General features: G+C 69.7%; 20 protein-coding genes and 1 pseudogene. 6 read left to right on the forward strand and 15 right to left on the reverse strand.

The window, feature by feature from the left end; translation table 11 throughout:
• Window positions 1–98: 98 nt before the first annotated feature.
• Window positions 99–653 carry a hypothetical protein gene (locus tag ACFWJX_RS30735; protein ID WP_383249533.1) on the reverse strand — a complete coding sequence of 185 codons (555 nt, stop codon included), beginning with the start codon at window positions 651–653 and terminating at the stop codon, window positions 99–101.
• A gap of 410 nt (window positions 654–1,063) precedes the next feature.
• Window positions 1,064–1,855, reverse strand: a complete 792-nt coding sequence (locus ACFWJX_RS30740) for an MBL fold metallo-hydrolase (protein ID WP_383249534.1) — start codon at window positions 1,853–1,855, stop codon at window positions 1,064–1,066.
• Between the two features lie 89 nt (window positions 1,856–1,944).
• Between ACFWJX_RS30740 and ACFWJX_RS30745 the strand changes: the two genes are divergently transcribed.
• Window positions 1,945–2,544: a CGNR zinc finger domain-containing protein gene (locus tag ACFWJX_RS30745; protein ID WP_383249536.1), complete on the forward strand. Its 600-nt coding sequence runs from the start codon at window positions 1,945–1,947 to the stop codon at window positions 2,542–2,544.
• A gap of 417 nt (window positions 2,545–2,961) precedes the next feature.
• On the opposite strand, the gene ACFWJX_RS30750 is transcribed toward ACFWJX_RS30745, so the two are convergent.
• The gene (locus ACFWJX_RS30750; protein ID WP_383249538.1) at window positions 2,962–4,689 is read right to left on the reverse strand and encodes a SpoIIE family protein phosphatase; all 1,728 of its coding nucleotides are present in this window, start codon (window positions 4,687–4,689) and stop codon (window positions 2,962–2,964) included.
• Window positions 4,690–5,072: 383 nt separating this feature from the next.
• On the opposite strand from ACFWJX_RS30750, the gene ACFWJX_RS30755 reads away from it, so the two are divergent.
• Window positions 5,073–5,666, forward strand: coding sequence for a dienelactone hydrolase family protein (locus ACFWJX_RS30755; RefSeq protein ID WP_383249540.1), 594 nt, complete (start codon window positions 5,073–5,075; stop codon window positions 5,664–5,666).
• Window positions 5,667–5,803: 137 nt separating this feature from the next.
• Here the strand turns inward: ACFWJX_RS30755 and ACFWJX_RS30760 are convergent, their stop codons facing one another.
• The 10 genes and pseudogenes from ACFWJX_RS30760 to ACFWJX_RS30805 form a co-directional block, all read right to left on the reverse strand.
• Window positions 5,804–6,934 carry an XdhC family protein gene (locus ACFWJX_RS30760; RefSeq protein ID WP_383249542.1) on the reverse strand — a complete coding sequence of 377 codons (1,131 nt, stop codon included), beginning with the start codon at window positions 6,932–6,934 and terminating at the stop codon, window positions 5,804–5,806.
• A gap of 161 nt (window positions 6,935–7,095) precedes the next feature.
• Window positions 7,096–9,291 (reverse strand): xanthine dehydrogenase family protein molybdopterin-binding subunit, encoded by a 2,196-nt coding sequence (locus ACFWJX_RS30765; RefSeq protein ID WP_383249544.1) that lies wholly within the window; start codon window positions 9,289–9,291, stop codon window positions 7,096–7,098.
• On the reverse strand, window positions 9,288–10,268 hold the full coding sequence (locus ACFWJX_RS30770; protein WP_383249546.1) for an FAD binding domain-containing protein: 981 nt from the start codon (window positions 10,266–10,268) through the stop codon (window positions 9,288–9,290). Before ACFWJX_RS30770 ends, ACFWJX_RS30765 begins: the two co-directional genes overlap by 4 nt.
• A gap of 12 nt (window positions 10,269–10,280) precedes the next feature.
• Window positions 10,281–10,931, reverse strand: a complete 651-nt coding sequence (locus tag ACFWJX_RS30775; protein ID WP_383249548.1) for a (2Fe-2S)-binding protein — start codon at window positions 10,929–10,931, stop codon at window positions 10,281–10,283.
• Between the two features lie 403 nt (window positions 10,932–11,334).
• Entirely contained in the window at window positions 11,335–11,748 is a 414-nt protein-coding gene (locus tag ACFWJX_RS30780; RefSeq protein ID WP_383249638.1) for a cupin domain-containing protein, read from the reverse strand.
• Between the two features lie 39 nt (window positions 11,749–11,787).
• Window positions 11,788–12,055, reverse strand: a pseudogene (locus tag ACFWJX_RS30785) (SDR family oxidoreductase); the annotation flags it as partial.
• Window positions 12,056–12,066: 11 nt separating this feature from the next.
• Complete coding sequence (locus tag ACFWJX_RS30790) at window positions 12,067–13,323, reverse strand: MFS transporter (RefSeq protein WP_383249550.1); 1,257 nt, start codon at window positions 13,321–13,323, stop codon at window positions 12,067–12,069.
• Window positions 13,324–13,489: 166 nt separating this feature from the next.
• Window positions 13,490–14,014: a cyclophilin-like fold protein gene (locus ACFWJX_RS30795; protein ID WP_383249551.1), complete on the reverse strand. Its 525-nt coding sequence runs from the start codon at window positions 14,012–14,014 to the stop codon at window positions 13,490–13,492.
• 15 nt (window positions 14,015–14,029) lie between these two features.
• Window positions 14,030–14,695 carry an SDR family NAD(P)-dependent oxidoreductase gene (locus ACFWJX_RS30800; RefSeq protein ID WP_383249553.1) on the reverse strand — a complete coding sequence of 222 codons (666 nt, stop codon included), beginning with the start codon at window positions 14,693–14,695 and terminating at the stop codon, window positions 14,030–14,032.
• 92 nt (window positions 14,696–14,787) lie between these two features.
• A complete protein-coding gene (locus ACFWJX_RS30805; RefSeq protein WP_383249555.1) occupies window positions 14,788–15,804 on the reverse strand; it encodes a zinc-dependent alcohol dehydrogenase family protein in 1,017 nt (338 codons plus the stop codon).
• A gap of 171 nt (window positions 15,805–15,975) precedes the next feature.
• Here ACFWJX_RS30805 and ACFWJX_RS30810 point away from each other — a divergent pair, with 171 nt between their 5' ends.
• The 3 genes from ACFWJX_RS30810 (at window position 15,976) to ACFWJX_RS30820 (ending at window position 19,833) form a co-directional block, all read left to right on the forward strand.
• Window positions 15,976–16,857 (forward strand): helix-turn-helix transcriptional regulator, encoded by an 882-nt coding sequence (locus ACFWJX_RS30810; RefSeq protein WP_383249557.1) that lies wholly within the window; start codon window positions 15,976–15,978, stop codon window positions 16,855–16,857.
• Window positions 16,858–17,368: 511 nt separating this feature from the next.
• A complete protein-coding gene (locus tag ACFWJX_RS30815) occupies window positions 17,369–18,052 on the forward strand; it encodes a hypothetical protein (RefSeq protein WP_383249559.1) in 684 nt (227 codons plus the stop codon).
• Between the two features lie 560 nt (window positions 18,053–18,612).
• On the forward strand, window positions 18,613–19,833 hold the full coding sequence (locus ACFWJX_RS30820) for a metallophosphoesterase (protein WP_383249561.1): 1,221 nt from the start codon (window positions 18,613–18,615) through the stop codon (window positions 19,831–19,833).
• A gap of 715 nt (window positions 19,834–20,548) precedes the next feature.
• On the opposite strand, the gene ACFWJX_RS30825 is transcribed toward ACFWJX_RS30820, so the two are convergent.
• Both ACFWJX_RS30825 and ACFWJX_RS30830 read right to left on the reverse strand, forming a co-directional pair.
• Window positions 20,549–21,850, reverse strand: a complete 1,302-nt coding sequence (locus tag ACFWJX_RS30825) for an RICIN domain-containing protein (protein WP_383249639.1) — start codon at window positions 21,848–21,850, stop codon at window positions 20,549–20,551.
• Window positions 21,851–21,950: 100 nt separating this feature from the next.
• The gene (locus ACFWJX_RS30830) at window positions 21,951–23,381 is read right to left on the reverse strand and encodes an endo-1,4-beta-xylanase (RefSeq protein ID WP_383249563.1); all 1,431 of its coding nucleotides are present in this window, start codon (window positions 23,379–23,381) and stop codon (window positions 21,951–21,953) included.
• 940 nt (window positions 23,382–24,321) lie between these two features.
• On the opposite strand from ACFWJX_RS30830, the gene ACFWJX_RS30835 reads away from it, so the two are divergent.
• On the forward strand, window positions 24,322–25,797 hold the full coding sequence (locus ACFWJX_RS30835) for a non-reducing end alpha-L-arabinofuranosidase family hydrolase (RefSeq protein WP_383249565.1): 1,476 nt from the start codon (window positions 24,322–24,324) through the stop codon (window positions 25,795–25,797).
• Window positions 25,798–25,924 lie beyond the last annotated feature (127 nt).

The following is a 25,924-nucleotide window of genomic DNA, read 5'->3' on the forward strand; positions in this document are numbered from 1 at the left end:
GGCGGCAGAGGGCGAAGGCCCGCACCGGAGCGCGGCCGGTGGACTGTCGCCGAGCCGATGCCTGAGCTGACCCCGCGGTACGGCAGGCGGACCGAGCGCTACCCGAGCAGTGCCCTCCGCCAATCCACCTCCGTGGCAGCCATCGGGGTATGCATGCTGTACACGTCGCCGACCCGCAGATTGTCCGGCGTGCTGTACTCGCCGTAGGTCCCTATGACGGAGACGGCCACAAGGGAGTCGGGCTGCCAGAAAGTACGGAAGTACGGCGCGTTCGCCGGGATCTCCGGGATCTCCAAGAGGGGGACGCCGCGCCGCAGGAGTAGACGTTGCAGCTTTCCGAACCGCAGCCGTGGAGTGAACCGCCCGTACCGGGCACGAAGCACGTCGTTGACGAGGGTGCGGTCCCGGTACGCGAGTCGGTGCACCGGCAGGGTGAGGTGGTGGCCGGACCAAGGATGGTCGGCGGAAGCTCGGTCCCAGTAAAACTCGGCGAGGCCGTAGTCACGGCTCATGCTGTGGTCGCTGAAGGTGTTTTCGGCGAAGCCCGACCCGAGGACTTTGGTGACGTCGTCGGGAGAATCCGCGGTGCCCGCACCGAGCACGGTGCCGGTGGTGACGACGTCCATGTAGAACGTCAGGGAATGTGGAGTCAAGGAGTCATCCCCCGATGTTGTGTGGTCCGACGTGAGGTAAGGGGACGTTGCCGCTGGGGCGTGTTCCACCCGTGTCCGCCTGTATAGGAGCTGTCGGGTCCCGGTCGACCCGTCGAATGCCTCATGCCACGCGCCTCACGCCACGCCATCCGCTTCACCGCCTGCATCCATGGAGCCCCAAGTCTTGCTCTCTCGCCCGTTCAGCGCACCGGGAATTGCGCAGCTGATGCAACCTCCCGAAGGCAGGTTGGGGCATCAACACCCCCCGGTGCCGCTGATCCCGGTGCGGAACCGACCCGCAGAGGGCCATCGCCGACAGCCCATCCCGTTGTACGGCTGGACCCGGCGCGGTCACTCCCACGCGGATATGCCGGCTGTCCTTGGCGCCGTGCTCGCCTCGGCCGTGCCGCTCAGGCGCCCTGGATCCAGTCCCGGTCGAGACGGTCGTTCAGGCCGGCGGCGTCGAAGGCGGCTTTCAACTCGTCGCGGCCCTCGGTGAAGTGGGCCCAGCTGTCACAGTGCACGGGGACGACACGGCCGGCACCGAGTATCCGGGTGGCTTCGGCGGCCTGGGCGCTGTCCAGGACGAGCAGCCCGCCGGTGAAGAGCATGGGGAAGCGCGGGGCTCCGGCGAAGAGAATGGCGGTGTCCACCGGGGCGAAGCGCGCGGCGACCTCCTTGACCGCGTCGAGTGAGGCGTTGTCACCGCTGACGTAGACCGTGGGCAGATCGGCAGCGGTCAGGACGAAGCCGACGACCTGGCCGGTGATCGGCTCTACCTCCTCCCGTGCTCCGGGGCCATGGATGGCGGGTACACCGGTCACGGTCACCGTGCCGCCCTGGGGGCGGTCGAGTTCCACGGACTCCCAGTCGGCCAGGCCCTTGGTCCTCTCGCCGAGGCGCCGTGCGCCGTCGGGGGTGGTGAGCGTGAGGGGCACGCCGGCGAGCAGGGCCCGGCCGGACTTGTCGAGGTTGTCGGCGTGCTCGTCGTGCGACAGCAGGACGACATCGACCGGACCGAGGTCGACCGGGGTTGCGGTGGAGGGTGCGGTCTTGGTCAGGGTCGGGCCCTGGGAAGGGTAGTCGCCGGGGCCGTCGAATGTCGGGTCGGTCAGGAAACGCAGGCCACCGTACTCGAAGAGGGCCGTCGGGCCGCCGAGAACACGGACGGGGAACTGGTTGTTCGATGCGCCAGAGGACATGGAGGAACGCCTCACGGATAGAATTGATTGAACCGTGAGGTGACTGTAGGGGTTTCTCACGGATGAGGGCAAGCCTTACCATGAGAGGCATGAAGGAGTCCGTGCTGGAAGAACCCGATCTGCCGCCCGCCCGCGGCGAGGAACAGCACCTGTCCCTAGCTCTCGCCAACAGCGCGTTCGCGCTGCCCGGCGGACACACGGTCGATCTCCTGGGGACTCCCGCACGGGCGAACCGCTGGCTGACCGAAAGCGGTCTCGCCCCGGTCGATATCGGCATGCTGGAAATGTGCGCGGCGCAGCTGCGCTCGATGCGCGAACAGATCAGGTCACTGTTCGCCTCACGCGTCGCAGGGCTCCCCGCTCTCCCCGCCGCCGTCTCGGCCGTCAACGACGCGATGACCCGAGTCCCGACAGCCCCGTTGCTGCAATGGGACGACAAGAGCGGCCCCTACCGCTCCACCCCCCACCCCACCACCGCGATCCTGGACCACGCCCTGGCAGCCCTGGCCGCCGACGCCGCCGACCTGCTCACCTCCGTCGAAGCCGAACGCCTCACGGCATGCGGCTCCGCTCCCTGCAACCGCTACCTGCTCCGCCACGGCCGCCGCCATTGGTGCTCCACCCGCTGCGGTGACCGGGCTCGCGCCGCCCGCGCGTACGCCCGCCGTACGCGGCCTGGGACCGAATGACACCGAAGACTGCCCAATGGCAGGACCTTCAGGACGGAAGGCTGCCAGCCGACGCATGGGGAGGCGTTTCGAAGGTCGGCGCAAGGCGGCAGAAATGCACGAGTCGACATGTCCCGGCGTGTGCGCCCGCGTGGGTGGAGGCCGCAGGTGGCCCAGGGAAGCTGCCTCGCACCGGCGGGATCGCGGCCCTGGGCGGGCTCGTCTCCTGATGTGCGTGGCAGAGGAAGCGGGCGAGGTGCGCGGAAAGCCGTGCAGATCATCGAGGTGACCGGTTCTGCCGTCCGATCTGCTGTGATCAGCATGAGGCGGAGCGGAACCCCACTCGAGTTCGTGATCTTCCTGACGCTCCATGTGGCGTCGCCGACGATCTACTCCCAGGTCCGGATCAGGCTCCGGTCGTGCGACCTCATCGTCAGGTCAGGGTGGGGTGCGCAGGGTGAACAGGACCACGTCGTCGTCGTTGTCGGCTGGACGGACCCGGCGTAGCAGCTGGTCGGTGAAGGTTGCGAGAGGTCGGTGGGCGAGGGCCGCAGCGTGCTGGCGCAGTCGGTTCAGGCCCTCGTCGAGGGAGTGGCCGGAAGCCTCGATGAGGCCGTCGGTGTAGAGCAGCAGGGTGGATCCGGGTGGGAGGAGGGCGGTCGCGTCGGGTCTTGGCTGGTGGGTTCCGGTGCCCAGGAGGATGCCGTGGCCGTCGGTGAGATAGGAGGCCAGGCCGTCGTGGGTGACCAGCAGGGGCGGTGGGTGCCCGGCGTTGGTCCAGGACAGGTACCACCGTCCGTCGTCCGCCGTCTCCATCCGGGCGAAGATCATGGTGGCCATGGAGACGTCGGTGATGTGCGTGAGTGCCTGGTCGAGACGGTCGACGATCTGGCTGGCGGGTTCCTGGTGCGACCAGGCGTAGGCCCGGAGCATGTTGCGCAGTTGGGCCATGCCGGCTGCGGCGTCCAGGTCGTGTCCGACGACGTCTCCCACGGCGAGGGCGGTGGCACCGTCGGAGAGGGGGAAGGCGTCGTACCAGTCACCGCCGACCTGTGAGGCATCGGGAGCGGGCAGGTAGCGGGCGGTCATCTGCAGGCCGGACACCTGCGGGAGTTGGGGCAGCAGGTGGCGTTGCATGGTTTCGGCGACAGCGCGCTGGCGCTGGTAGAGGCGTGCGTTGTCCAGAGCGAGACCTGCGCGGCGGGCGATGTCTTCCAGCAGGGCAAGATCGCCGGGAAGGAACGGCTGCGGCGTCTGGGAGCGGCCCAGGGTCACCGCTCCCAGGACCTCGCGGGTGCTGCGCAGGGGCGCGATGGCTGCGGAGTGCATACGGGTGGCCTCGAACAGACGGCGTTGTTCGGCCGCGATGCCGGAGTCCGGAGGCTGCTGGTAGGTCTCGGGGTTGGTGAGGGTGGAAGCCACGCCGCGCAGAGCCCGCGACAGGGGCATCGAGGAATGCTCGGGCACCGGCGGCATCGGACCTTGGAGATCCTCGTGCTGCACGACGGCACCGTTCTCGGCGTGGGCCACGATGGCCCTCCACACCTCGTCACGCTCGCTGAGCAGGTCGACGACCACCCAGTCGGCGAGCCGAGGCACCACCAGGGCCACGAGCCGTTGCACCGCCTCGTCGGCGTCCAGCGTGGAGGTCAGCTGGGCGGTGGTCTCGGCCAGAAGGGCCAGCCGTTGCAGCTCCGGCAGCGGTTGCGCCATCTGCTCCGACGGCCCACTGGCTGGTTCGGCGCTGTTGGGAGTGTGGAAGAGGACCAGCGTCACTCGCTCGTGGCCGCTGAGGCCACGCGGGCCGAGGGGTGTGGTCAGCCAGGAGACCAGCAGCGGGCCACGGGCGTCCCCCCGGGCGAACCACTCCCGGTCGGCCTGGGCCGCGTGTCCCGACAGGAACGCCGGCCGCATCGCGCATTGGGTCCTGGGCAGCGGCTGACCGTGCGCATCACGGTGCAGCAGGTCGTGCGCGTCGTGACCGACGAGGTCTGCCGCGGGCAGGGCCAGCACCTGCTCGGCGAGAGCGTTGACGGCGATGATGCAGCCCTGCTCATCCACCGCGTAGGCCGCCGTACCGAGAGCAGCCAGAACCACGGAGAGCGTGGCGTCCCTGGTCTCCGACGGCCACCCGGAGGCGATCTCCGTGGATTCTTGACCCGTCACCTGGTTCGCCTCCTCAGCGGTTCATCCTGGGCGGCAGGCCGCCCAGGACAGACGGTACGCCCTGCATGCCGTCTGTCTCGTCTTGCGTCCTGTCTCGCATGCCCCCTGCGCACCGGACAAGGCATCAATGCTCCTCGGAGCCGGGACGGACCGCGATCGCCGATGGCTTGGTCAGGGATGCGAAAGGTGAGGAAACCACCGCCCAGGCATTGGGCAGTGCTCGAACCTGCGCTTCCAGGACCGGCGAGTCGCCGCCCTCGAAGCACACCTCACCGAACCGGGACCACCACCTGATCCTGTCCGGCCGGGCCCGCGGATGTCAGTGCTGCGGGCCATACTCGTGCCGCGGCGACGCCCGGGCGCCGCAGCAGGAGGGGAGCGGCATGACTGAGGTGGTGGTTTTCCACCATGGACACGGGCTGACCGCCGGCGTTCGTGCGTTCGCCGAGCACTGGCGACAGGCCGGACACACCGTCCACGTCCCGGACCTGTACGAGGGGCAGGTATTCGACAGCTTCGAGGAAGGCATCGGCTACGCCGAGAACGCCGGGTTCGACACGATCACTGAGCGCGGAACCGCCGCCGCCGAAGGGCTACCCGCGGAGCTCGTCTACGTCGGGTTCTCGCTCGGTGTTCTGCCGGCGCAGAAGCTGGCCCAGACGCGCCCCGGAGCGAAGGGCGCGCTGTTGCTCGAGGCATGCGTCCCGGTCTCGCAGTTCGGCGACGCCTGGCCCCAGGACGTCCCGGTACAGATTCACGGCATGGACGCAGATCCGTTCTTCGCCGGTGAGGGTGACGTGGACGCCGCCCGCGCGGTCGTCGGGGCGGCTGCCGATGCCGAGCTGTTCCTCTACCCGGGCGACAGGCACCTGTTCACCGACAGCAGCCTCCCGTCCTACGACGAACAGGCCACAGTGCAGGTCAACCACCGGGTGCTCGGCTTCCTCGACCGCATCAGTAGGAAATCAACGACCTGATCCTTTCGCTGGGAGGGGGAGGGGCGGCCGATAATGGGGTCGCGTTGACCAGGCCGGTGATCAGGAGGGCGTCGAGGAGGACGCGGTCGGCCGGCAGCTCGCTCGATGTGAACGATTGCAGAGTTTATGAGGCCGGCCTACCGGTAGTTCATCAACCCCGGCGGCTGGTGGATCGGGCCGGTGATCCGGGCCAGGGGCCGGCCCGTGCCCTGGTTGGCCTGGGCGATGATCTCCGCGGTGATGGAGACGGCCGTCTCCTCGGGTGTGCGGGCTCCGAGGTCGAGGCCGATCGGGGAACGTAGCCGGGCCAGGTGGTCTTCCGTGACGCCCTCCTCGCGCAGGAGCCGCAGGCGCTCGTCGTGGGTGCGCCGTGAGCCCATGGCCCCCACGTAGGCGACGGGCAGGTCGAGTGCCAGGCGCAGCAGGGGGATGTCGAACTTGGTGTCGTGGGTGAGGACGCATACGGCGGTGCGCGCGTCCACGCTCGTGCGCTCCAGGTAGCGGTGGGGCCAGTCGACCACCACGTCGTCCGCGTGTGGGAAGCGGGCGGCGGTGGCGAAGACGGGGCGGGCGTCGCACACGGTGACGTGGTAGCCGAGGAAGCGGCCGGCCCAGCTGAGGGCGGCCGCGAAGTCGACGGCGCCGAAGACCAGCAGGCGGGGCCGGGACGCATGGACGTGGACGAGGACGGACAGCCGTGCGGCGCATCCGTCTCCTTCCCCGCCGATGTCGACGCGGGCGGTGCGACCGGCCCGCAGCAGGGCCCTGGCCCGGTCGGCCACCGCCCGGTTCACCGGGCCGTCGTCCACGCGCCCGTGGGCGGTACGGTCACCGCCGAGCACGCTCAGCGTGGAGCCGAGGAGGTGCTCCGGGCCGTCCACGACCTGCGCCACGGCGACCGGTTCCCCTCGGTCGATCTTGGAAAGAGCCGTGCGCAGGTGCGGCTGGGCTGCGGGATCGATGCGCTGGACGAGGACGTCGAGTTCGCCGCCGCAGGTCAGGCCGACGGCGAAGGCGTCGTCGTCGGAGTAGCCGAACCAGGCCCGCTGCGGAGCGCCCCGGTCACGGAGCACCTGTCGGCACAGCTCGTAGACCGCGCCCTCGACGCAGCCGCCGGAGATGCTGCCGACCGCGTTGCCGTCCCCGTCCACCGCGACCGACGTACCGACCGGCAGGGGTGCGCTGCCGTGCACCTCGACGACGGTGGCCAGGGCGAAAGGGCGTGCTTCGCGGCACCAGCGGTGCAGTGTGTCCGCGATGTTGAGCATGGCAGTCCTCCACAGCAGGACCAGGATCGGAAGGTGAGCGGGCCGCCGCCGCGACGACGCCGGGGAAACGTCACGCGGCGGCGGCCCCGAAAGGTCCGGCGGCCGGACGGGGCGCAGGCTGCCGGACGAGCGGTGTGCACTGCGCCGTGCCAGCGCACGGGTCAGAGCAACGCCTCGGCGGTGATGGGCAGTTCGCGGATGCGGCGGCCCGTGGCGTTGAAGACCGCGTTGCCGATCGCGGCCACCACACCCACCTGGACGACCTCGCCGAGGCCCTTGACCCCGAGCGCGTTGCCGTCGTTGTCCTCGCCGTCCAGGTAGATCGCCGTGACGTCGGGGACATCGGCGTTCACCGGCACGAGGTAGTCGGCCAGGTTGGCGTTCACGATCCGGCCGTCGCGGTGGTCGGTGACCGTGTGCTCCAGCAGAGCGGTGCCGATGCCGCCCACGATGCCGCCGATGGCCTGGCTGTCGGCGAGCTTGGGGCTGATGATGCGGCCCGCGTCGTACACGCCGAGCATGCGCCGCACCCGTACGCGGCCCAGGGCCGCGTCGACGGCGACCTCGGCGAAGGTGGCGTTGTAGGCGTGGTAGGAGTGCCGCGCGGGACTGGGTGGCCCGGTGTAGGAGCCGTCCGCTTCGAGGTGGGTACGGCCGTTGCGGGCCAGTAGCGTCCGGTACGTCTCGCCGCGGGCCGGGTTGTCCTTGACGTGCAGCCGGCCGCCGCGTACGACCACGTCGTCCGCCTCCACCCCGTGCAGCGGTGACTCGCGGTCCTCGACGGCCAGCTTGGTCGCCTGCCGCCGCACCTGGTCGCAGGCGTCGTGGACGGCAGTGCCGACGCTGGCCATGGTCGACGAGCCGCCGTGCGGCGAGGTCGGCGGGTAGAGGGAGTCGCCGAGCCGGAAGGTGACCGAACGCATGGTCAGCCCGAGGGCGTCGGCGGCGACCTGGGTCTGGGAGGTGTAGGTGCCCGGCCCCATGTCACTGGTGGCCGCCTCGACCACAGCGGTGCCGTCGGCATCGAGACGGGCCCGGGCCTGCCCGGGGTAACGCCCGGGGTCGTAGACACCGGCGGCCATGCCCAGGCCGATCAGCCAGTCGCCCTCGCGCCTCGAACGTGGCCGGGCGGAGCGGCGCTGCCAGCCGAACTCGCGGGCGCCGACGGTGTAGCACTCACGCAGCCGACGGGTGGAGAACGGCAGGTTGCTCGACTCGTCCTCGTTCGGTTCGTTGCGCAGGCGCAGCTCGATCGGGTCGACGCCCAGCTTGTGCGCGAGTTCGTCCATGGCCGACTCGATCACGAACGACGCCGAGGCGAAGCCGGGGCCACGCATCCAGATCGGGGTGTTCACGTCCAGGGGGACGGTCCGGTATGCCTGGCTGACGTTCGGCATGCTGTAGAGCATCTGCCCCGCGCCCATGACGGCCTCGGTGAACGTCTCGTACGAGGAGGTCTCGGCGTCGATGTCGTGGATCGCGGCGGTCAGCCGGCCGCGCCGGTCGCTGCCGAGGCGCAGCCGGTACTCGTACGACGGCCGGAAGCCGGTGCCGAAGTACATCTGCTTGCGGCTCAGCACCAGCTTGACCGGACGCTTGGTCTCCCGCGCGGCCAGGGCGGCGACGACGCTGTGCGGCCAGCAGCGCAGCCCGCTGCCGAAGCCGCCGCCGACGAACGGGTTGATGACGCGCACCGACTCCGCGGGCAGGTCGAACACGGCCGCGAGCTCGTCGTGCGTGCCCATCACCCACTGCGTCTTGTCCCACACGGTCAGCTTGTCGCCGTCCCAGCTGGCGATGGTGGCGTGCGGCTCCATCGGATTGTGGTGATTGCGCGCCAGCCGGTACGTCAGATCCAGTCGTACGGGGGTTTCGCGCAGGCCCGCTTCCGCATCGCCGCGCGCGTAGTTCGTCGGCTTGTCCCGCTCCGCATCGTGCAGGTCGGTCGAGGGCTGTCCGGTCTCGTACTCGACCTTCACCAGACTCGCGCCGTGCTGCGCGGCCTCGAGGGTGGTAGCCACCACGACGGCGACCGGCTGGCCGTGGAAGAGCACCCGGTCGTCCTGGAAGACCCGCTGCCGCCGGCCCGGCGGGTTGTTCGACCCGGCGTTGTCGCGGTACGGCAGTTTCGGTGCGTTGCCGTGGTGGATCATCCGCAGCACGCCCGGCTGGGCTTCGGCGGCGCCGGTGTCGATCGATGTGATGCGGCCGCGGCCGATGCTCGCATCCACGATGACGGCGTGCACCGCCCCGTCGACATCGAACTCGGCGGCGTACCGCGCCTTGCCCGTGACCTTCAGCCGGCCGTCCACCCGGGACAGCGGCGCACCCACGGCTGCCTGCGGCTGGGGGCTCACTTCGTACCTCCTACGATGCGCAGCTGGCGTGCGACGGTCCGCCTGAGCAACTCGACCTTGAACCGGTTGTGTTGTAGGGGACGGGCGCCTTCCGCCGCCTTGGCGGCAGCGGCCGTCCACAATGAGTCGGTGGGGCGCTCGCCGACGAGGTGCCGCTCGACGGCCGGCAGCTTCCACGGCACCGTGCCCACACCCCCGGCGGCCACCCGTGCCTCGCGGATTACCCCGCCGCGCACATGCAGCGCTACGGCCGCCGAGGTGAGGGCGAACTCATAGGACTGCCGGTCGCGCACCTTGAGGTAGCCGGACTTCTGGGGACGCGGCAATGCGGGGACCTCCACTGCGGTGATCAACTCGTTTTTCCTGAGGGCCTGTTCACGGTCCGGAGTGCTGCCCGGCCGCAACAGGAAGTCGGCAAAGGGGACCTGGCGCTCCCCGTCCGGGCCCAGCAGGCGCACCTGCGCCTCAAGCGCCGCGAACGCCACGGCGACGTCGGAGGGGTGAGTGGCCACGCAGGCGTCGGAGGTGCCCAGGATGGCGTGCGTACGGTTGACGCCTTCCAGGGCCGCGCAGCCGGAACCGGGCTCGCGCCTGTTGCAGTCGGCGGTCACATCACGGAAGTACGTGCACCGGGTGCGCTGCATGATGTTGCCGCCGATGGTCGCCATGTTCCGCAGCTGCGCCGACGCGCTCAGCTCCAGCGCCTCGGAGATGACCGGGAACAGGGCGCGCACCTTGCGGTGGGCGGCGGCCTCGGACATGGTCACCAGGGCGCCGATGCGCAAGCCCCCGCGCTCGGTGACGGTGACCTCGTCCAGCGGCAGACCGCTGATGTCGACCAACGCCTCGGGGCGCTCGACGGTCTCCCGCATCAGGTCGACCAACGTGGTGCCGCCGGCGATGTAACGCCCTCCGCGACGACCCGCGTTGAGAGCCTCCCGCGTGTCGGACACGCGCGTGTAGGTGAAGGGATGCATGACGGCCGCTCCTTACTTCCGGGCGGCGGTCTTGTCGACCGCGCGCACGATTTTCACGTAGCAGCCGCAGCGGCAGATGTTGCCGCTCATCCACTCGCGGATCTCCTCCGGCGAGCCGGTGTGGCCCTCCTGGATGCAGCCGACACCGGACATGATCTGGCCGGGTGTGCAGTAGCCGCACTGGAAGGCGTCCTGGTCGATGAACGCCTGCTGGAGCGGGTGCAGCTGATCGCCGTCGGCCAGGCCCTCGACGGTGGTGACCTCGGCGCCCTCCAGACGCACCGCCAGCGTCAGACAGGAGTTGACCCGCCGGCCGTTGACCAGCACGGTGCACGCACCGCAGGCCCCGGCGTTGCAGCCCTTCTTCGAGCCAGGGAGGCCGAGGTGCTCGCGCAGCAGGTCCAGCAGCGACGTGCGGTTGTCGACCGTCACGGTCCGGCGCGTGCCGTTGACGGTCAGGGACACGCGGGTGGAGGGCGACGCCTCGGCGGCGGCCACCTCCTCCGGAGCCGCGAGGAATGATCCTCCGATCACCCCGCCCGCGACGACCGCACCACCGACCGCCGTGCTGGTGGCGATGAAGGTGCGCCGGGTGGGCGCTGGTGAGGACTCGCCGGCTCCGGTGGGGGGTGGGGCGGCGGACTCGGGGAGTTCAGTGGACATACGTACGCCTTCGTATCGCGGACGGATCGGCCGTACTCGACTGCGGAACGGGAGACTGAATCGTCGTCACCGCGGGGAACTGGTCACCGAGCGGCTTGGCAGCGGTGACTGGTCGCATCGGCAGTCTGGCACCATCGGCAACGCTCGTGGCAGGGAGACTTTTCTCCCCCCTTCACTGTCCGTCAGGAGCAACTGGTTGACGTCATCGGGGGCACTTTCGCGCGGGGAGAGGCAGGCCAGAGCCGCGCCGCCTCCCCGGTTGTGGGTGTGTCCGCGTCGCTCACCACTTCGTTGTGCTTGGTGGACTGATCGTCCGCTTCGGTCAGATCGCCGACAAGGCCCTCGTCGGTACGCCCTGACCTCCCGACTGAGCCCGGGTTGCGTGATCGATGATTGGCCGAGGTTACTGGGTGCGGGTGCGGGAGCTGTTGTACTGCTGATCGGTGACCGGCTCGGCCCAGATGGTCTCGGGGGTGGCATCGCCTGTGCCCTCCCACATGGCGATGTGCTCCATGAACCGGTCGGCGGCGGCGCCGTGCCGGCGCTCCTCGTTCGGCGGGCAGGCGACGGTCTCGCCGGGGTGGGCCTGGAAGACGGTGCCGTCCCGGGTGCCGATCAGGGCGATGCCGGAGACGACGTGCAGGGTCTCGCCCAGGGCGTGGGAGCGCCCGATGGTGCGGGCGCCCGGGGAGAAGCGGACCAGGTTGGCGCGCATCCGGGACTGCTCCTCGCCGGCCACGATGACGTCCCACCACACGTCGCCGGTGAACCAGTTGGCCGGGGCCTTGCTGCTGGGCTGCTGCTTGATGAATGCCATGATGTCTCTCCCGTCTCTGTCGTGCGTGGGCTGTCTCCAGCGGGCCACGTAGCCGCCGTCCACGGGGAGGGTGACGCCGACGACGAAGCCGGCTCCGGGGCTGCACAGCCACAGGACCGCCTGGGCGACTTCCTCCGCGGTGCCGAGCCGGTTGATGGGCTGGTCGGCCTCTGCCTCGGCGCGGTCGAGTTCCCCCCCTGGCGATCATGTCGCTGACCATGGGGGTGTCGATGGTCCCGGGGAAGACGGCGTTTATGCGGATGCCGCGCGGGGCGTATTCGAGGGCCGCGCTGCTGGACAGACCCATCTGGGCCTGCGTCAGCGCTGTGACGGCACCTGCGCGGGTTCGTCGCGTCGCGCGTGGGTGGGGGCGGTGCGTTGGGCGACGATCCGCGTCCTGCGCGCGGTGCCGCTGACGGCGAGGGCGATCAGCGGGAGGAGGGTGATGGCCGCGATGACGGTACCCACGAGGGGCGGTCCGGTCAGGCCGAGGGAGGAGTCCAGGGCCGAACCGGCGATCGCCGAGCCGGCGGCGACGCCGACGTTGAAGGCGGAGGTGGTCAGCGCTGAGGTGAGGGTGGGAGCGTCGCCCGCGAAGCGCATGGCGAGGGCGGTGACGACCGGGTTGACCGTGAAGCCGGTCAGACCCATGAGGAAGACGAGAAGGGTGGCTGTCATCGGGTTACCGGACAGCGGGATCATCAGAAGCAGGACCAGGGCGGTGGCCGCGGCGGCGGTGATGGTGGTGGACATCGGATGTCGGTCGCCCAGGCGGCCGCCGGTGGTGGTGCCGCCCAGGGCGCCGACGCCGAAGGCGATGAGGACGAGCGGGACGGCGCCTTCGGGGATGCCGGCGCGGTCGGTCAGCAGCGGGGTGACGTAGGTGTACGTCGCCAGGACGCCGCCCATGATCAGCATCGCGGCGCCGAGCGCCAGCCACAGCCGACCCTGGCGCAGAGCCCGGACCTCGGCGCGGAGGGACACCTCGGCACGCTGCTGCTGGGCCGGGATGAAGCGGCCGATGAACACGGCGGCGAGTCCGGAGAGGGCGGCCAGGGCCCAGAAGGGGCCGCGCCAGCCGGTGAACTGGCCGGCGAAGGAGCCGATCGGCACGCCGACGACGTTGGCCAGGGTCAGGCCGCCGATCATGACGCCCGTGGCGCGGGTGGCGTTGTGCGGTCCTGCGGCGGTGGTGGCGACGACGAAACCGACGGACCAGAACGCTCCGGTGGCCAGGGCGGTGACGACGCGGGCGGCGACGACGACCGTGAAGGACGTGCTGAGAGCGGCGACCAGATGCCCGAGGCAGAACACGGACAGTGCCAGGATCAGCGTCTGGCGCTGGGGAAGACGCAGTGTCGCCATGGCCATGGTCGGCGCCCCGATGATCATGCCGAGTGCGAAGGCGGTGATCAGCAGGCCGGCGTGGGAGACGCTGACTCCGAGGTCACCGGCCAACTCCGGCAGCAAGCCGGCGACGACGAACTCGGTGGTCCCCATCAGGAACGTGCCGGCGGCGAGCACCCAGACGACGAAGGGAAGCCTGCCGGGGGTGGTCCCGGACGCGGAAGGCATACGTGTGATCTCTCCTTGAGTGGAAATCGGGGATCAGGGGGGCGGGTGAAGCCGTCGCGGCGGACAGTGGACGGCGAGGCCACGTCTTCGACGGTTCCATGCAGCGAACCGGACGAAAGAAGAGGATCTCCTCCCCCCTTCATACGAGGGCGAGAGGTGGGGCGGGTCAGGGCGCGGCTTCGATGGTGATCTCGTCGGTGGTGGCGAGCCGCTCGGCGCCGCCGGCGGCCATGTGCCCGAGGATGACCAGGCCGGCCGCGTAGGGGGCGTCGCGGTAGTAGGAGGCGAGCTGGTTCCAGGGCGCGTAGTACGCCAGGTCACCTACCTCGGGGTCGGCGCCTTCCGGGGCGCCGGAGGTGGACAGCTTCCGGGGCAGATCGGCGATCTTCTCGGCCTGGTTGAGGTCGCGCAGGGAGAGGGTCAGGGGGAGCTCCGCGGCGAAGTCGCGGGCGGTGGGGCTGTCTTTCAGGGTGGCGGCGATGTGGTGGCCGTCGAGGGTGAGCCGGATGTTCATCGCGGTTGTCCTGCCGTTCGGTGTGGTGGCTGCCGGGGCCGTCGAAGCCTGCGGCGACGCGGGTTCGGAGGAGGAGGCGGAGGAGGGCGGGGAATCGTCGACGCAGGCGGTCATGACCAGCAGCAGGGCGGCGGCCGGGACCACGCGGGCGAGAGTGCGAGGGAGGGCGAGGTTCACGGGGTCGTCCAGTGGCTAGTCGGGCAAGGGCTCGGCGTAGTGTCGGAAGCCGTCCCGCTTGACGTGCATGTCGTACAGGCGCTCGGCCAGGACGTCGGGGCTGCTGTGCTCGGCCTCGGGCCGGATCGCTCCGGGGATGATCAGCTGAGCGGCATGGATGGTCTCCGGGGCGAGCGCGTCGTGCAGCATGCGGGCGTAGGCGCTCTCGGCGGCGAAGGCGATCGAGGTGCCGGCCACCTTGGGATTGGGGCGTACGGCGCTGGAGCCGTTGACGAAGAGCAGGGTGCCGCGGCCGAGTTCGCGCATGCCGGGCAGGACGGCGTTCACGGCGGTGACGGGGCCCTTGACGGAGAAGGCGAACGGGGCGTCGAGGTCATCGGCGCTCGTGTCGAGGACCGGCTTCATGAAGTCGGCGCGCGGCACCGGGCTGTACTGGAGGATCTCGATGGGCCCCAGGGCTGTTCCTGCCGCGTGCAGGGCCGCGGTCAGCGACTCGACGTCGAGGGCGTCGGCGGTGAAGCCGCGGGCCTGGATGTTGTCACGGACGAGTTCGGCGGTCAGGCCGTCCAGCTTCTCCGTGTCGCGGGAGATCAGGGCGACGGTGTGGTCGGCGGCTCCGAAGCGGCGGGCGGTGGCGAGCCCGAGGCCGGGTCCCGCGCCGACGAGGGCGAAGGTCGTCATGGTCGGTCCTTGTGTGAGCGGGGGTGGTTTCCGGCTTTCCGGCCCGGGGCCGCACCGCCTGGGTGCGGCCCCGGGCGTGGAGGCGTGCGTGGTCAGGGCTTGAGGAGGGCCTTGATGGCGCGGCGCTCGTCCATGGCCTTGTAGCCCTCGGCGACCTGGTCCAGGGGCAGGGTGAGGTCGAAGACCTTGCCCGGGTTGATCCGGCCGGAGAGGACCCGGTCGATCAGGTCGGGCAGGTAGGCGCGCACGGGTGCCGGGCCGCCGCGCAGGCCGACGTGGGAGAAGAAGAGTTCCTCGCCGTCGACAGCCACCTCGTGCGGGACGCCGACGAAGCCGACGTTGCCGCCGGGTCGGGTCGAGTGCAGGGACTGCCGCATCGACTCGGCGGTGCCGACGCACTCCAGGACAGAGTCGGCGCCGATGCCGTCGGTGAGGTCCTTGATGCGGGCGATGCCTTCGACGCCGCGTTCGGTGACGATGTCGGTGGCGCCGAATTCGCGGGCGAGCTTCTGGCGGGATTCATGACGGCTCATGGCGATGATCCGCTCCGCGCCCAGCTCCTTGGCGGCGATGACACCGCACAGGCCGACTGCTCCGTCGCCAACGACCACGGCCGTCGAGCCGGGCTCGACCTCGGCGGCGAGGGCGGCGTACCAGCCGGTGCCCATCACATCGGAGACGGCGAGCAGGCTGGGCACTGTCTCGGCGTCCGGGTGCTCGTCGGTGGCGACGAGGGTGCCGTGGGCGTTGGGGATGCGGACGTAGTCGGCCTGGCAGGTGCTCATGAACTCGCGGTGCAGGCAGTTGGACTGCCAGCCGTTACGACAGTTCACGCAGGTGTTGTCCGAAGTGGCGAAGGAGCCGACCACGAACTGGCCCGGCTTGACGTTGGCGACCTCGCTGCCCACCTCCTCCACGATGCCGACGTACTCGTGCCCCATCGGGTGCGGGTCGCCGATCGGTTCCGCGCCACGGTAGGGCCACAGGTCAGAGCCGCACACGCAGGTGGCGACCGTACGGATGATCGCGTCGGTGGGCCGGGTGATCTCCGGGTCGTCGAGGTTCTCGAAGCGCACGTCGCCGGGGGCGTGAATGACTGCTCCGCGCATGGAGTGCTTCCTTCGGTGCGAGGGTCGGTGTGCCGCAGCCGGTGGTCGTGACCAGCCGCTCGACATCGAGCGTCACACGCGAAGGCAAGCACGAGAAGCGGAGAAATCCATCCCGGGAGGGAAACATCCTGGGAGAAAATTCTCCCCCCTTTCCCAGGTGCGACCGGTGTCATGCTGGGCAGCATGACCAGCAACGTTCCCCTCAATGAGCTGGGAGAATTCCTCAAGAAGCGCCGCTCGGAGCTGAGCCCGCGCACGGTCGGGCTGCCCGAAACCGACAGGCCCCGCCGGGTCGACGGGCTGCGCCGCGAGGAAGTCGCCCAGCTCGCCAGCATCAGCACCGACTACTACACCCGCCTCGAACAGGGCCGCATGCAGGCATCGGCGCCCGTGCTGGACGTCCTCGCCCGCGTTCTCCACCTGGACGACGACGAACGCGGCTACCTCTTCCAGCTCGCCGGCAAAACCACCACCCGCACGAGGCGCCGCGGCCGGCAGAAGGTCCAGCCGCAACTGCAGCGGGTCCTGGACGACCTCACCGCCACTCCGGCCGTCGTGCAGGGCCGGCGCGGGGACATCCTCGCCTGGAACGCACTGGCTGCTGCCCTGGTCACCGACTTCTCACGCATCCCGGAAAAACACCGCAACTACCCCCGGATCATCTTCACCGAGCCGGCCATGCGCACCCTGTACGCCGACTGGGAGACCTCCGCGCAGATCTCCGTGGCACAACTACGGATGGAGGCCGCGAAGTATCCCGAGGACCCCCGCCTGATCGAGCTTGTCGGTGAACTGTCCATGCGGGACAAGCAGTTCGCGAAGTGGTGGGGTGATCACCACGTCGCGGCCCGCACGGTGGGCACGAAGACCCTCAATCACCCGGTCGTCGGCGAACTCGTCCTGGACTGGGACACCCTCACCGCCAACACCGATCCCGACCAGAACCTGACCGTCTGGACCGCAGCCCCCGGCTCACCTACCCACGAACGGCTGCGCATCCTGGCCTCCTGGGCCGCCGACCAGCACCTGCCCGCGTCGCCACCACTCACCTGACCCAGACAGCCGCTTCTACGACCCCGGCGGAGGGGTTCGGTCAATGGCGTTCACCGAGCCCCCTTACCTGCTCAAGCTCCCGCGCAATGAGAGGGCTTCCGGCAAATCACCGGCACCCCCAGACTCTGGCTCGACAGCCTCGCGGTCCGCTCCCCGTCCCGCAGCTTCCGTAAGTGCGTGCTTCCCGACTCGGGGCTGAGCGTCCTGTGACATCGCATCTCTCAGCCGCCCCCAGCCCTGTCGCAGGACGTCGTTCGGCTGCCACTCCGCCCCGCGCATATCTCACCCCCCGGCAGTCTCACGGTCGTACCCCGATTCCTCTAACTGGGTACTGGGGGCAAACAGCTGATCTGCGGATGTGCACCGAAGGACCTCCAAGTGCGTGGCGGGTGACGGAAACTGTCACCCGAACCGGCAGCTGACCCTCCCGCAGGACGGGGCTTTCCGTTGGGCGGCGGGTGGGACAGACTGGGCCGGCCTGGGCACGCGACTACCACTTGGAGCACGGCGGATGAGCAGCAACGTACTGACCATGTACGGCGGGCCGAGACGAGTCGACGGCCAGGGTCAGGCGAAGGTGGCGGGCATGGTCAGTTTCTCCGACGGGTCGGGGCCGGCGCCGTCGGCCGTGTACGTGGAGCGCGACCTGCCGCCGGGAGGCACGTCCGCCTACCTTGCGGCCCGGGGCGGCGGGGCCCGCTCTTTCGCCCTGTGGGCCGACGATCAACGCCGGGAACGGGTGGCCACCGTGATGACCCTGTCGGCAGGCGGCGGCGTCGCGAGGTTTCAGGTGCTCGGCGCGCACGGCGAGGTCATCGGCACGCTCGTGCGCGAGAAGGCGCTCCGCGGCAGGGGCCTGCGGACCCGCTGGACCGTACACCAGCCCGGCGGCTTCGAAGCGGTCGGCTTCAAGGGGAGGATCGTATGGTGGTGGATGTGGTGGCTCCTGCTGCCCCTGATGACGGTGGTCCTCGTGGTCAGCGTCTTCGACAGCGTCCCTGGTAATGAGGGCGGCTTCGCACGCGCACCCCGGCGCATCCGGTGGCGCGCGCACGGGCAGGTGCCGCTGGAGTTCAGGTCCAAGGGCGACAAACTGCACCTGCACGCACCTGGTGTGGACTGGCGGCTCGGGGCCGCGCTGATCGCTCTCCTGCGCAGCTTCAACGCCGGCGCGTGGGACTCGGTGAAGCAGTGACCCGGGGGACGCCGCTCCGACGCGGTGCGTGCTGTGGCGGCGGAAGTTGGTGTTCCGGGGCCGCGCGCCGTAGAACTGGGCCGCATGTCTGATCAGCGGCCGGGCCAAGGCCCGGCGCCAAGGCCCCTGGCGGCCCGCCTGGCGGGTACGGGCCGCCGCGGCTCCAGGAGGTCAGCGCCGGGTACCGGCGTGGGGCCGGCGTCCTGCTCCGGCTCGCGATCGCCGTCGCGGGTCACGTGGTGGTCGCCTTCCTGGTCAGCATCGTCTTCCTGGTGAAGGCGGACGCGGACGTGGACGCCGCCGCCTCCTAATCACCATCACCGCCGCGAACGTGCACGACGCCACCGGCGGCAAGCTCCTGCTCGACGACCTGGTCGCGGCGCACCCCAGCGTGACCGATGATCGCGGCTCGTGCCAAGGGAGGTGTCTGCGGCGGAGTCTTGCCATCCTGCCCCGAGAACCCCTTCGCCCCAGGGCCGCACCCATGAACGCCGGTCCGGCCGGCCCGAGGGCGACCGGATACAGTGCGTGAAACGGCAGCCTGGTCAGGGAGGCGAAGCGTGACCGAAACGAGCGACACCCGGCCCGCCGAAGGTGAAACGCAAGCGCCGCGGCAGAGTCGACTGCACCGCCTGATGCGCTACATCCCCCTGATCGCCCCCGTCCTGCTGTGGGCCGTGCCCTGCTGGGTGCTCCTGCACAGCGGCCAGCACTGGCCGCTGCCCGTCACGCTGGCCGGCACCGCCCTGTTCGCCCTCGGCCTCATCGGCATGCCGCTCGCGATGGTGCGCGGCCACGGCCGGCGCCAGCAGGACCGGGCGGCGATCACCGGTGACACCCTGCTGGGCACCAGCTGGGTCCTGTTCACCTGGTCCGTGCTGCTCGGCGTCCTCCTGCGGCTCGCCCTGACCGTGGCCGACGTCGGCGAGATCCAGGACCGGGCCCGAATCGTCACCTGGGCCGTCCTCGGCGTAACCGCCGTCCTGCTCGCCTGGGGGTACGCCGAAGCCCGCCGCGTGCCACGCGTGCGCCGACTCGAACTGCAGCTCCCGCGACTGGGTGCCGGGTTGGACGGCATCCGCGTCGTCCTCATCACCGACACCCACTACGGCCCACTCGATCGCACTCGCTGGTCGGCACGAGTGTGCGAGACGGTGAACACTCTGGAAGCCGACCTGGTCTGCCACACCGGCGACATAGCGGACGGCACGGCCGAACGCCGCCGCGCCCAGGCCGTCCCGCTCGGCACCGTGCGGGCCACCCGAGCCCGTGTATACGTCACCGGCAACCACGAGTACTACAGCGAGGCCCAGGGCTGGGTCGACCTGATGGACGAGCTGGGCTGGGAGCCGCTGCGCAACCGCCATCTGCTGCTCGAGCGCGGAGGCGACACCCTCGTGGTCGCCGGCGTGGACGACGTCACCGCCGAGTCCTCCGGTCTGGCAGGCCACCGCGCCCACCTCGCCGGAGCCCTGAACGGTGCCGACCCCGACCTGCCCGTCCTGCTCCTGGCACACCAGCCCAAGTTCGTGGACCGGGCGGCAGCCTCCGGCATCGACCTCCAACTCTCCGGCCACACCCACGGCGGCCAGATCTGGCCCTTCCACCACCTGGTCCGCCTCGACCAGCCCGCCCTCGCCGGCCTCAGCCACCACGGCACCCGCACCCTCCTCTACACCAGCCGCGGCACCGGCTTCTGGGGCCCGCCGTTCCGTGTCTTCGCCCCCAGCGAGATCACCCTGCTCGTGCTCCGCTCCCCGCACGTGCCCACCTCGCCGTAGACGGGGCGGGCCCAACACACATTCTTTGTTCCTACAGCCCTCAGAAACTCGGCTTCTCCCCAGGGGGCAATCGGTTGCCCGGAGGCGTCGTTGCACGCCGGGCAACCCGACACGATAAGCACACTGTGCGATCGACTCAACACCTTGCGCCACTGTACGGACTCCAAGGAAATTCGCCCGGACCAACCGCAGGCCAAACGGCGCCCCTGTGGAAGCACGATCGAGGGCTGCGTCCGGCGCAGTCACAGGTCGGCCCTCAGCCTGCGCGCCTCCCGGCGCGGACCTTGGCGTTTCCGTAAGGACGGTGGGGCAAGTGGTGGCGATTCGGCATGACCGGCGGCACAGACCTGGTCCACCAAGGGGCCTCGCCAGCATGTACCCACTGTCCTCGACAGGCTCAGCGTCGAGGGCGCGCAGCATGGTCCGAAGGGGCTCGGGTCAGGCCGCCGTGCGTCTACATGGGCGGCGACGTGAAGACGTCGAAGGCGGGGTCGGGGGACCGTGGCGCGTTCCCGGGGCCGCCCTGGTTCAGCGCTGCTGCCAAGCGGGGCGGTCGGCCGGGGCTGTCACGAACCGCACACCCCCGACCACGGCGGCCTACAGTCCGAAGGCGTGGGAACTCGCCTGAAGCGGCCTCTCCGTCCTTCGATCTGGAACAGACGTCGACGGAGTGGAGCCAGGATCATCCTGGCTCCACTCCGTGGTGCCGGACGTGTCACTGGAACTGTGCGAAGAACCTCCAGATCTCGGCTTTGGTCCAGGTGGCGACGCCGCTTTCGCCGGGGGAGCCTTCGACCGGACCGGGTATGTGGCCTCCGTCGAACGCGGCCCATTGGACCGGGTACCCGGCACGGCAGCCCGAGTAGGTGGTGGTGATGTGCGTTCGGCTGCCCGGCGCGGGCTCGCGCGGACTCTGGGGGGTGCAGCCGTTGTTGCTGACGAATCTGTCGCGCAGGGACCGTCCTTGCGCGATGTCGAGGACGGAGTCGCTGATGCCGTGGATTCCGAAGTAGGCGATGGGCTGGGTGCCGCCGCTGCACCCGCTGATCTGAGCGCCGGAGATGACCGCGACGGCCCTGAAGACGTTCGCCCGGCTGCATGCGAGTGCGTAGCTCATACCGCCACCCCAGCTGAATCCCGTGGCGAAACGCTGCGCCGGGTCGACACAGAGGCCGCCCTCGATTCGCCGGATCATGTCGTCGACGAAGGTGACGTCCTCACCGCCCGCATTGGCCCAGCCGTTGCCGAGGCCCTGAGGGGCGACGAGGATCGCGCCGTTGTTCGACTGTTCCTGTTGGCCGTAGTAGGACCAGGCGTTCCCGCTCGTGCCGCCCGAGGCGACGTCGCCGGCGGTTCCACCCCGCCAGTGGAACGCGAAGATCAGCCGGTAGGGGTGGCTGTTGGCGTAGTTGGCGGGAACCCTGAGGATGAAGCTGCGGCTCTTGCCGCCGCTCTGAATCGTGTGCGTACCGCTCGCCAGAGTCGGGGCGCTGCCGCATCCGCCGCCGCCACCGGACGACAGCTTGATCATCTGCCATTGCTGGTTGGCACCGCCCCAGTCGGCGTACTGGACGACGTTGCCGCCGTCGGCGGTGGAGGCGCCCTGCACCTCCACCGCCTTGCTGCTGGTGCGGTTGATCAGCCGGACGTGGCCCGCGTCGGAGTCGGCCAGGCGGAACTGCTGGTTGGCCCCGTTGTGGTCAGCCCACTGCTGGATCGCGGCACCGTCTGCGGTCGAGGCGCCGGCCACGTCGAGAACCTTGGCCGAATGCCGGGCCTTGAGGCGGTAGAAGCCGGCGCCGGAGTCCACGAACTGCCACTGCTGATGGGCTCCGTCGTTGCGCGTCCACTGGCTGACCCGCGCGCCGTCGGCGGTGGAGGCGCCAGAGAGCTCCAGCGCCTTGCCGCTGTTGCGATTGACCAGGACATACCAGGCATTGGTGTCCACCGTCGCCGCCTCGGCGGGCGCCGGATTCACCGCGGCGATCATGCCGAGCGCGAGGGTCGCCGTCACCACGGCGGCGACCCGGGACCACCAGCGATGCCTTCGTGGAGGGGCGGGGGAAACCGCACCGTAGGTCGCCATCGATTCACCCTTTCGTTTGCGACAGGTCCCATCAGGTGCGGGTCCAGCGTTGGTTGCTGCCGTTCGAGCAGGAGTAGAGCTGGATCAGGGTGCCGTTGGCGGTGCCGCCTGCGACGGCGTCGAGGCAGCGGCCGGACTGGACGCCGACGATGGATCCGTCGGAGTTGAGGCGCCACTTCTGGTTGTCGCCGCCCCAGCAGCTGTAGATCTGGACTCTGGCGCCGTTGCCGGTGCCGGCGGCGTCCAGGCACTTGTTGCCGTAGACCCTGAGCTCGCCGGCGGCGGTGTACGTCCACTGCTGGTTGGTGCCGGTGTGGCAGTCCCACAGCTGGAGCTGGGTGCCGTCGGAGGTGCTGCTGCTGGGCACATCCAGGCAGCGGCCCGAGCCGACGCTCTTGATCGGTCCGGAGTCCGAAGGGGGCGTGGTGGAACCGCCGTTGAGTGCGTTGAGGACGGCGGTGTAGGCAGGCTTCTTGCTGCCGTCGCCGTTGAACAGCAGCGGCGTGTGCTCCGGTCGCCAGGAGTCGGTGTCGCGCACACCCCAGACGGTGATGCCGAGGCAGCGCGGGACGGCCAGGCAGTCGTTGGTCACGTTGGCGTAGGTCGTGGCCGCGGCGCCCTGGATGTCGAGTTCGGTGATGGCCACGTCGACGCCGAGGGCGGCGAAGTTCTGCAGGGTGGTGCGGAAGTTGCTGTTGTAAGGGCTGCCGCTGTTGAAGTGCGACTGGAAGCCGACGCAGTCGATCGGCACGCCACGCTGCTTGAAGTCTCGGACCATGGCGTACATGGCCTGGGTTTTGGCCCAGGTCCAGTCCTCGACGTTGTAGTCGTTGTAGCAGAGCTTGGCGGCCGGGTCTGCGGCGCGCGCGGTGCGGAAGGCGACCTCGATCCAGTCGTTGCCGGTGCGTTGCAGGTTGGAGTCGCGCCGGGCTCCCGAACCGCCGTCGGCGAAGGCCTCGTTCACGACGTCCCACTGGGCGATCTTGCCCTTGTAGTGGGCCATCACGCCGTTGATGTGGCCGATCATCGCCTGGCGCAGCGTGCTGCCGCTGAGGCTCTGCATCCAGCCGGGCTGCTGGGAGTGCCAGGCCAGGGTGTGGCCGCGCACCTGCTTGCCGTTCTGCACCGCCCAGTTGTAGACGCGGTCACCGGCGGTGAAGTTGAACTGACCCCGCTGCGGTTCGGTGGCGTCGATCTTCATCTCGTTCTCGGCCGTCACCGAGTTGAACTCGCGGCCCGCGATCGTCGTGTACGTCGAGTCGCCCAGCCTGCCGGAGGCGATGGCGGTGCCGAAGTAGCGGCCGCTCTGCGCCGCGGCGGCACCGAGGGTGTTCTCGGCGGCGTGTGCGGTCGGCGGCGCGACCAGTGTGGCGACCGCACCGAGGACGCCGACGACCAGCGCCAACAGCAGGCCGCGGATCTTGCGGCGGATAAGGGGTCTGGCAAGGGCGTACGAGCCCATGACTGTGCCTCCAAGGTAGAAATCACGGAAGGACTGAAGCGCAGGGGTCGTCCGCTCCCACTCGGCAGACGGACGGGGCGGGCCGGAACCCGTGCAACACGGAATCACCGGACGCCGCGGTCTTGGGACCGGGACGATCTCAACCGGCACGGACGGCACCCGGTCGGCCGTCGGGTGACGTACGGCGGGCGGCGGCGGTGTTTCGAGATAGGCATGGGGGCGCTCCATCGCGGCTCAGCCGGGGGACCGCCACGCGGCGTCGCGTACCTCTCCAACTGCGCGAACAGCCAGGATGCGCTGGTGCGAACCCACCGGAACGAAACGGGGTGGCGCAGGTGCTTTGGTGCGCGGATCTGTCGTGCAGCTGTGCGTGGATCTGCTGTGCAGCACAGATTGCTCAGAGCGCTGTGCAGCACAGATTGCTCAGAGCCCGATGCTCAGAGCCCGACGTGGTTCGATATTCCGAACTGCAGCCGGTTTCTCAGACAGGGATGATTGAGGTATTGACGATGGATCGTCAATACTCCCCGCAGAAAAAGTTTCGGCTCCGCGCCCGAAACTTCCGGAATCCCGGCGAGCCGGACGGCGAACCCTCGGCGCCGCCGTCGGCGGATGCGGAGGTCCGGGGCCGGGACGAGTGCGCGGATGCTGCTTGCTCGACTTCTCTCCTCCACGCGGATGCCTTGAACTGGCGCGCTGTATCCGCAGACTCCGGGGTGGTTCCGGTCGGCGCGACAGCTGGTCAAGCCCGAAGGGGAGGCGCTGTTTGTGGACAGATCGGCGACAGGCCTTGACCGGAGGGCCGCAGATTCCTAGCTTGTGGCGTCACAGTATCCGGGAATTCTCCGAAACTTTCGAGATTGTCCCTGCCCCCGGCACGTCCGCTCCGTGGCTCATCGGGGGTTCACCTCACCCCCGACCCCCCGAAGGAGGCCCTCTGATGTGGTTTCGCCGCCCGTCCCCGGTCCGTCCAAAACGCTTACTCGCCGTCCTTGCGCCCTTCCTGCTCGTGGCTACCTTCCTCGGCGCCCAGCCCGCCGGCGCGGCGACCGTAGAGCCCAACGCCTCGTATGTGCTGGTCAACCGCAACAGCGGCAAGGCCCTGGATGTCTACAACATGGCGACCAACGACGGCGCCCGCATCACCCAGTGGGCCAGGAACGATCAGAACCAGCAGCAGTGGCAGTTCGTCGACTCCGGCGGCGGCTACTACCGCATCAAGTCCCGCCACTCCGGCAAGGTGCTGGACGTCCACAACGGGTCCACCGCCAACGGCGGCGCGATCGTCCAGTGGACCGACCTGAACGCCACCGACCAGCAGTGGCGGCTGGCCGAAAGCTCGGACGGATACGTGAGGTTCATCGCGCGCCACAGCAACAAGGCCCTCGAAGTACAAGGCGCCTCCACCGCCGACAACGCGAACATCGTCCAGTACGACGACTGGGGCGGCGCCAACCAGCAGTGGCAGCTCGTCAAGGTCGGCGGCGGCAACCCCGGCGCGTGCGCTCTTCCGTCGACCTACCGCTGGACCTCAACGGGCGCGCTGGCACAGCCCAAGGCTGGGTGGGCGTCGCTCAAGGACTTCACTGTCGTCCCCTACAACGGCAGGCATCTCGTCTATGCGACGACGCACGGCGCGGGACCGGGAACGGGCTGGGGCTCGATGAACTTCGGCCTGTTCACCAACTGGCCGGAGATGTCCTCGGCCAGCCAGAACACGATGTCGAACTCCGTCGTCGCGCCCACGCTCTTCTACTTCGCGCCGAAGAACATCTGGGTGCTCGCCTACCAGTGGGGGGGTGGGAGCGCCTTCTCCTACCGGACGTCGAGCGACCCCGCCAACCCCAATGGCTGGTCCTCACAGCAGGTGCTCTTCTCCGGAAGCATCACCGGCTCCACCACAGGCCCCATCGACCAGACGCTCATTGCTGACGGCACGAACATGTACCTCTTCTTCGCCGGTGACAACGGGAAGATCTACCGGGCCAGCATGCCGATCGGGAACTTCCCGAGCAGTTTCGGCGCGACCTACACAACGATCATGAGCGATACGACGAACAACCTGTTCGAAGCGCCGCAGGTCTACAAGCTCCAGGGCCAGGACCGCTACCTCATGATCGTCGAGGCGCAGGGCGCGCAGGGCCGCTACTTCCGCTCGTTCACGGCCACCAGCCTGAACGGCTCATGGACACCCCAGGCCGCGACCGAGAGCAACCCCTTCGCCGGCAAGGCCAACAGCGGCGCCACCTGGACCAACGACATCAGCCATGGCGAACTGATCCGCACCACCGCCGATCAGACCTTTACCGTCGATCCCTGCAACCTGCAGTTCCTCTACCAGGGACGCGACCCCAACTCCGGCGGCGAATACGGCCAGTGGCCCTACCGGCCAGGTCTGCTGACGCTGCGGCGCTGACGGCGTGACACGTGTCCGGCTCCGGTACGGAGCCGGCGTGGGGGGGGGGGGGGGGGGGCCCGGCCCCCCCGGGGGCGCCGGCCACCCGCGCGGGGCACGCGGGCGGGGGCGGGGGGGGGGGCGAGCA

Origin of the sequence: Streptomyces sp. NPDC058335, assembly GCF_042723915.1 — a bacterium.
In the GTDB taxonomy this organism is placed as follows: Bacteria; Actinomycetota; Actinomycetes; order Streptomycetales; family Streptomycetaceae; genus Streptomyces.

Coding starts and splice junctions, on each gene's coding strand:
- ACFWJX_RS30800 (WP_383249553.1), bottom strand. CDS start 14,695: ATGACGACCTTCGCCCTCGTCGGCGCGGGACCCGGCCTCGGGCTCGCC.
- ACFWJX_RS30790 (WP_383249550.1), bottom strand. CDS start 13,323: ATGCCTTCCGCGTCCGGGACCACCCCCGGCAGGCTTCCCTTCGTCGTC.
- ACFWJX_RS30755 (WP_383249540.1), top strand. CDS start 5,073: ATGACTGAGGTGGTGGTTTTCCACCATGGACACGGGCTGACCGCCGGC.
- ACFWJX_RS30835 (WP_383249565.1), top strand. CDS start 24,322: ATGTGGTTTCGCCGCCCGTCCCCGGTCCGTCCAAAACGCTTACTCGCC.
- ACFWJX_RS30830 (WP_383249563.1), bottom strand. CDS start 23,381: ATGGGCTCGTACGCCCTTGCCAGACCCCTTATCCGCCGCAAGATCCGC.
- ACFWJX_RS30780 (WP_383249638.1), bottom strand. CDS start 11,748: ATGGCATTCATCAAGCAGCAGCCCAGCAGCAAGGCCCCGGCCAACTGG.
- ACFWJX_RS30740 (WP_383249534.1), bottom strand. CDS start 1,855: ATGTCCTCTGGCGCATCGAACAACCAGTTCCCCGTCCGTGTTCTCGGC.
- ACFWJX_RS30770 (WP_383249546.1), bottom strand. CDS start 10,268: ATGCATCCCTTCACCTACACGCGCGTGTCCGACACGCGGGAGGCTCTC.
- ACFWJX_RS30805 (WP_383249555.1), bottom strand. CDS start 15,804: ATGCGCGGAGCAGTCATTCACGCCCCCGGCGACGTGCGCTTCGAGAAC.
- ACFWJX_RS30810 (WP_383249557.1), top strand. CDS start 15,976: ATGCTGGGCAGCATGACCAGCAACGTTCCCCTCAATGAGCTGGGAGAA.
- ACFWJX_RS30775 (WP_383249548.1), bottom strand. CDS start 10,931: ATGTCCACTGAACTCCCCGAGTCCGCCGCCCCACCCCCCACCGGAGCC.
- ACFWJX_RS30760 (WP_383249542.1), bottom strand. CDS start 6,934: ATGCTCAACATCGCGGACACACTGCACCGCTGGTGCCGCGAAGCACGC.
- ACFWJX_RS30815 (WP_383249559.1), top strand. CDS start 17,369: ATGAGCAGCAACGTACTGACCATGTACGGCGGGCCGAGACGAGTCGAC.
- ACFWJX_RS30745 (WP_383249536.1), top strand. CDS start 1,945: ATGAAGGAGTCCGTGCTGGAAGAACCCGATCTGCCGCCCGCCCGCGGC.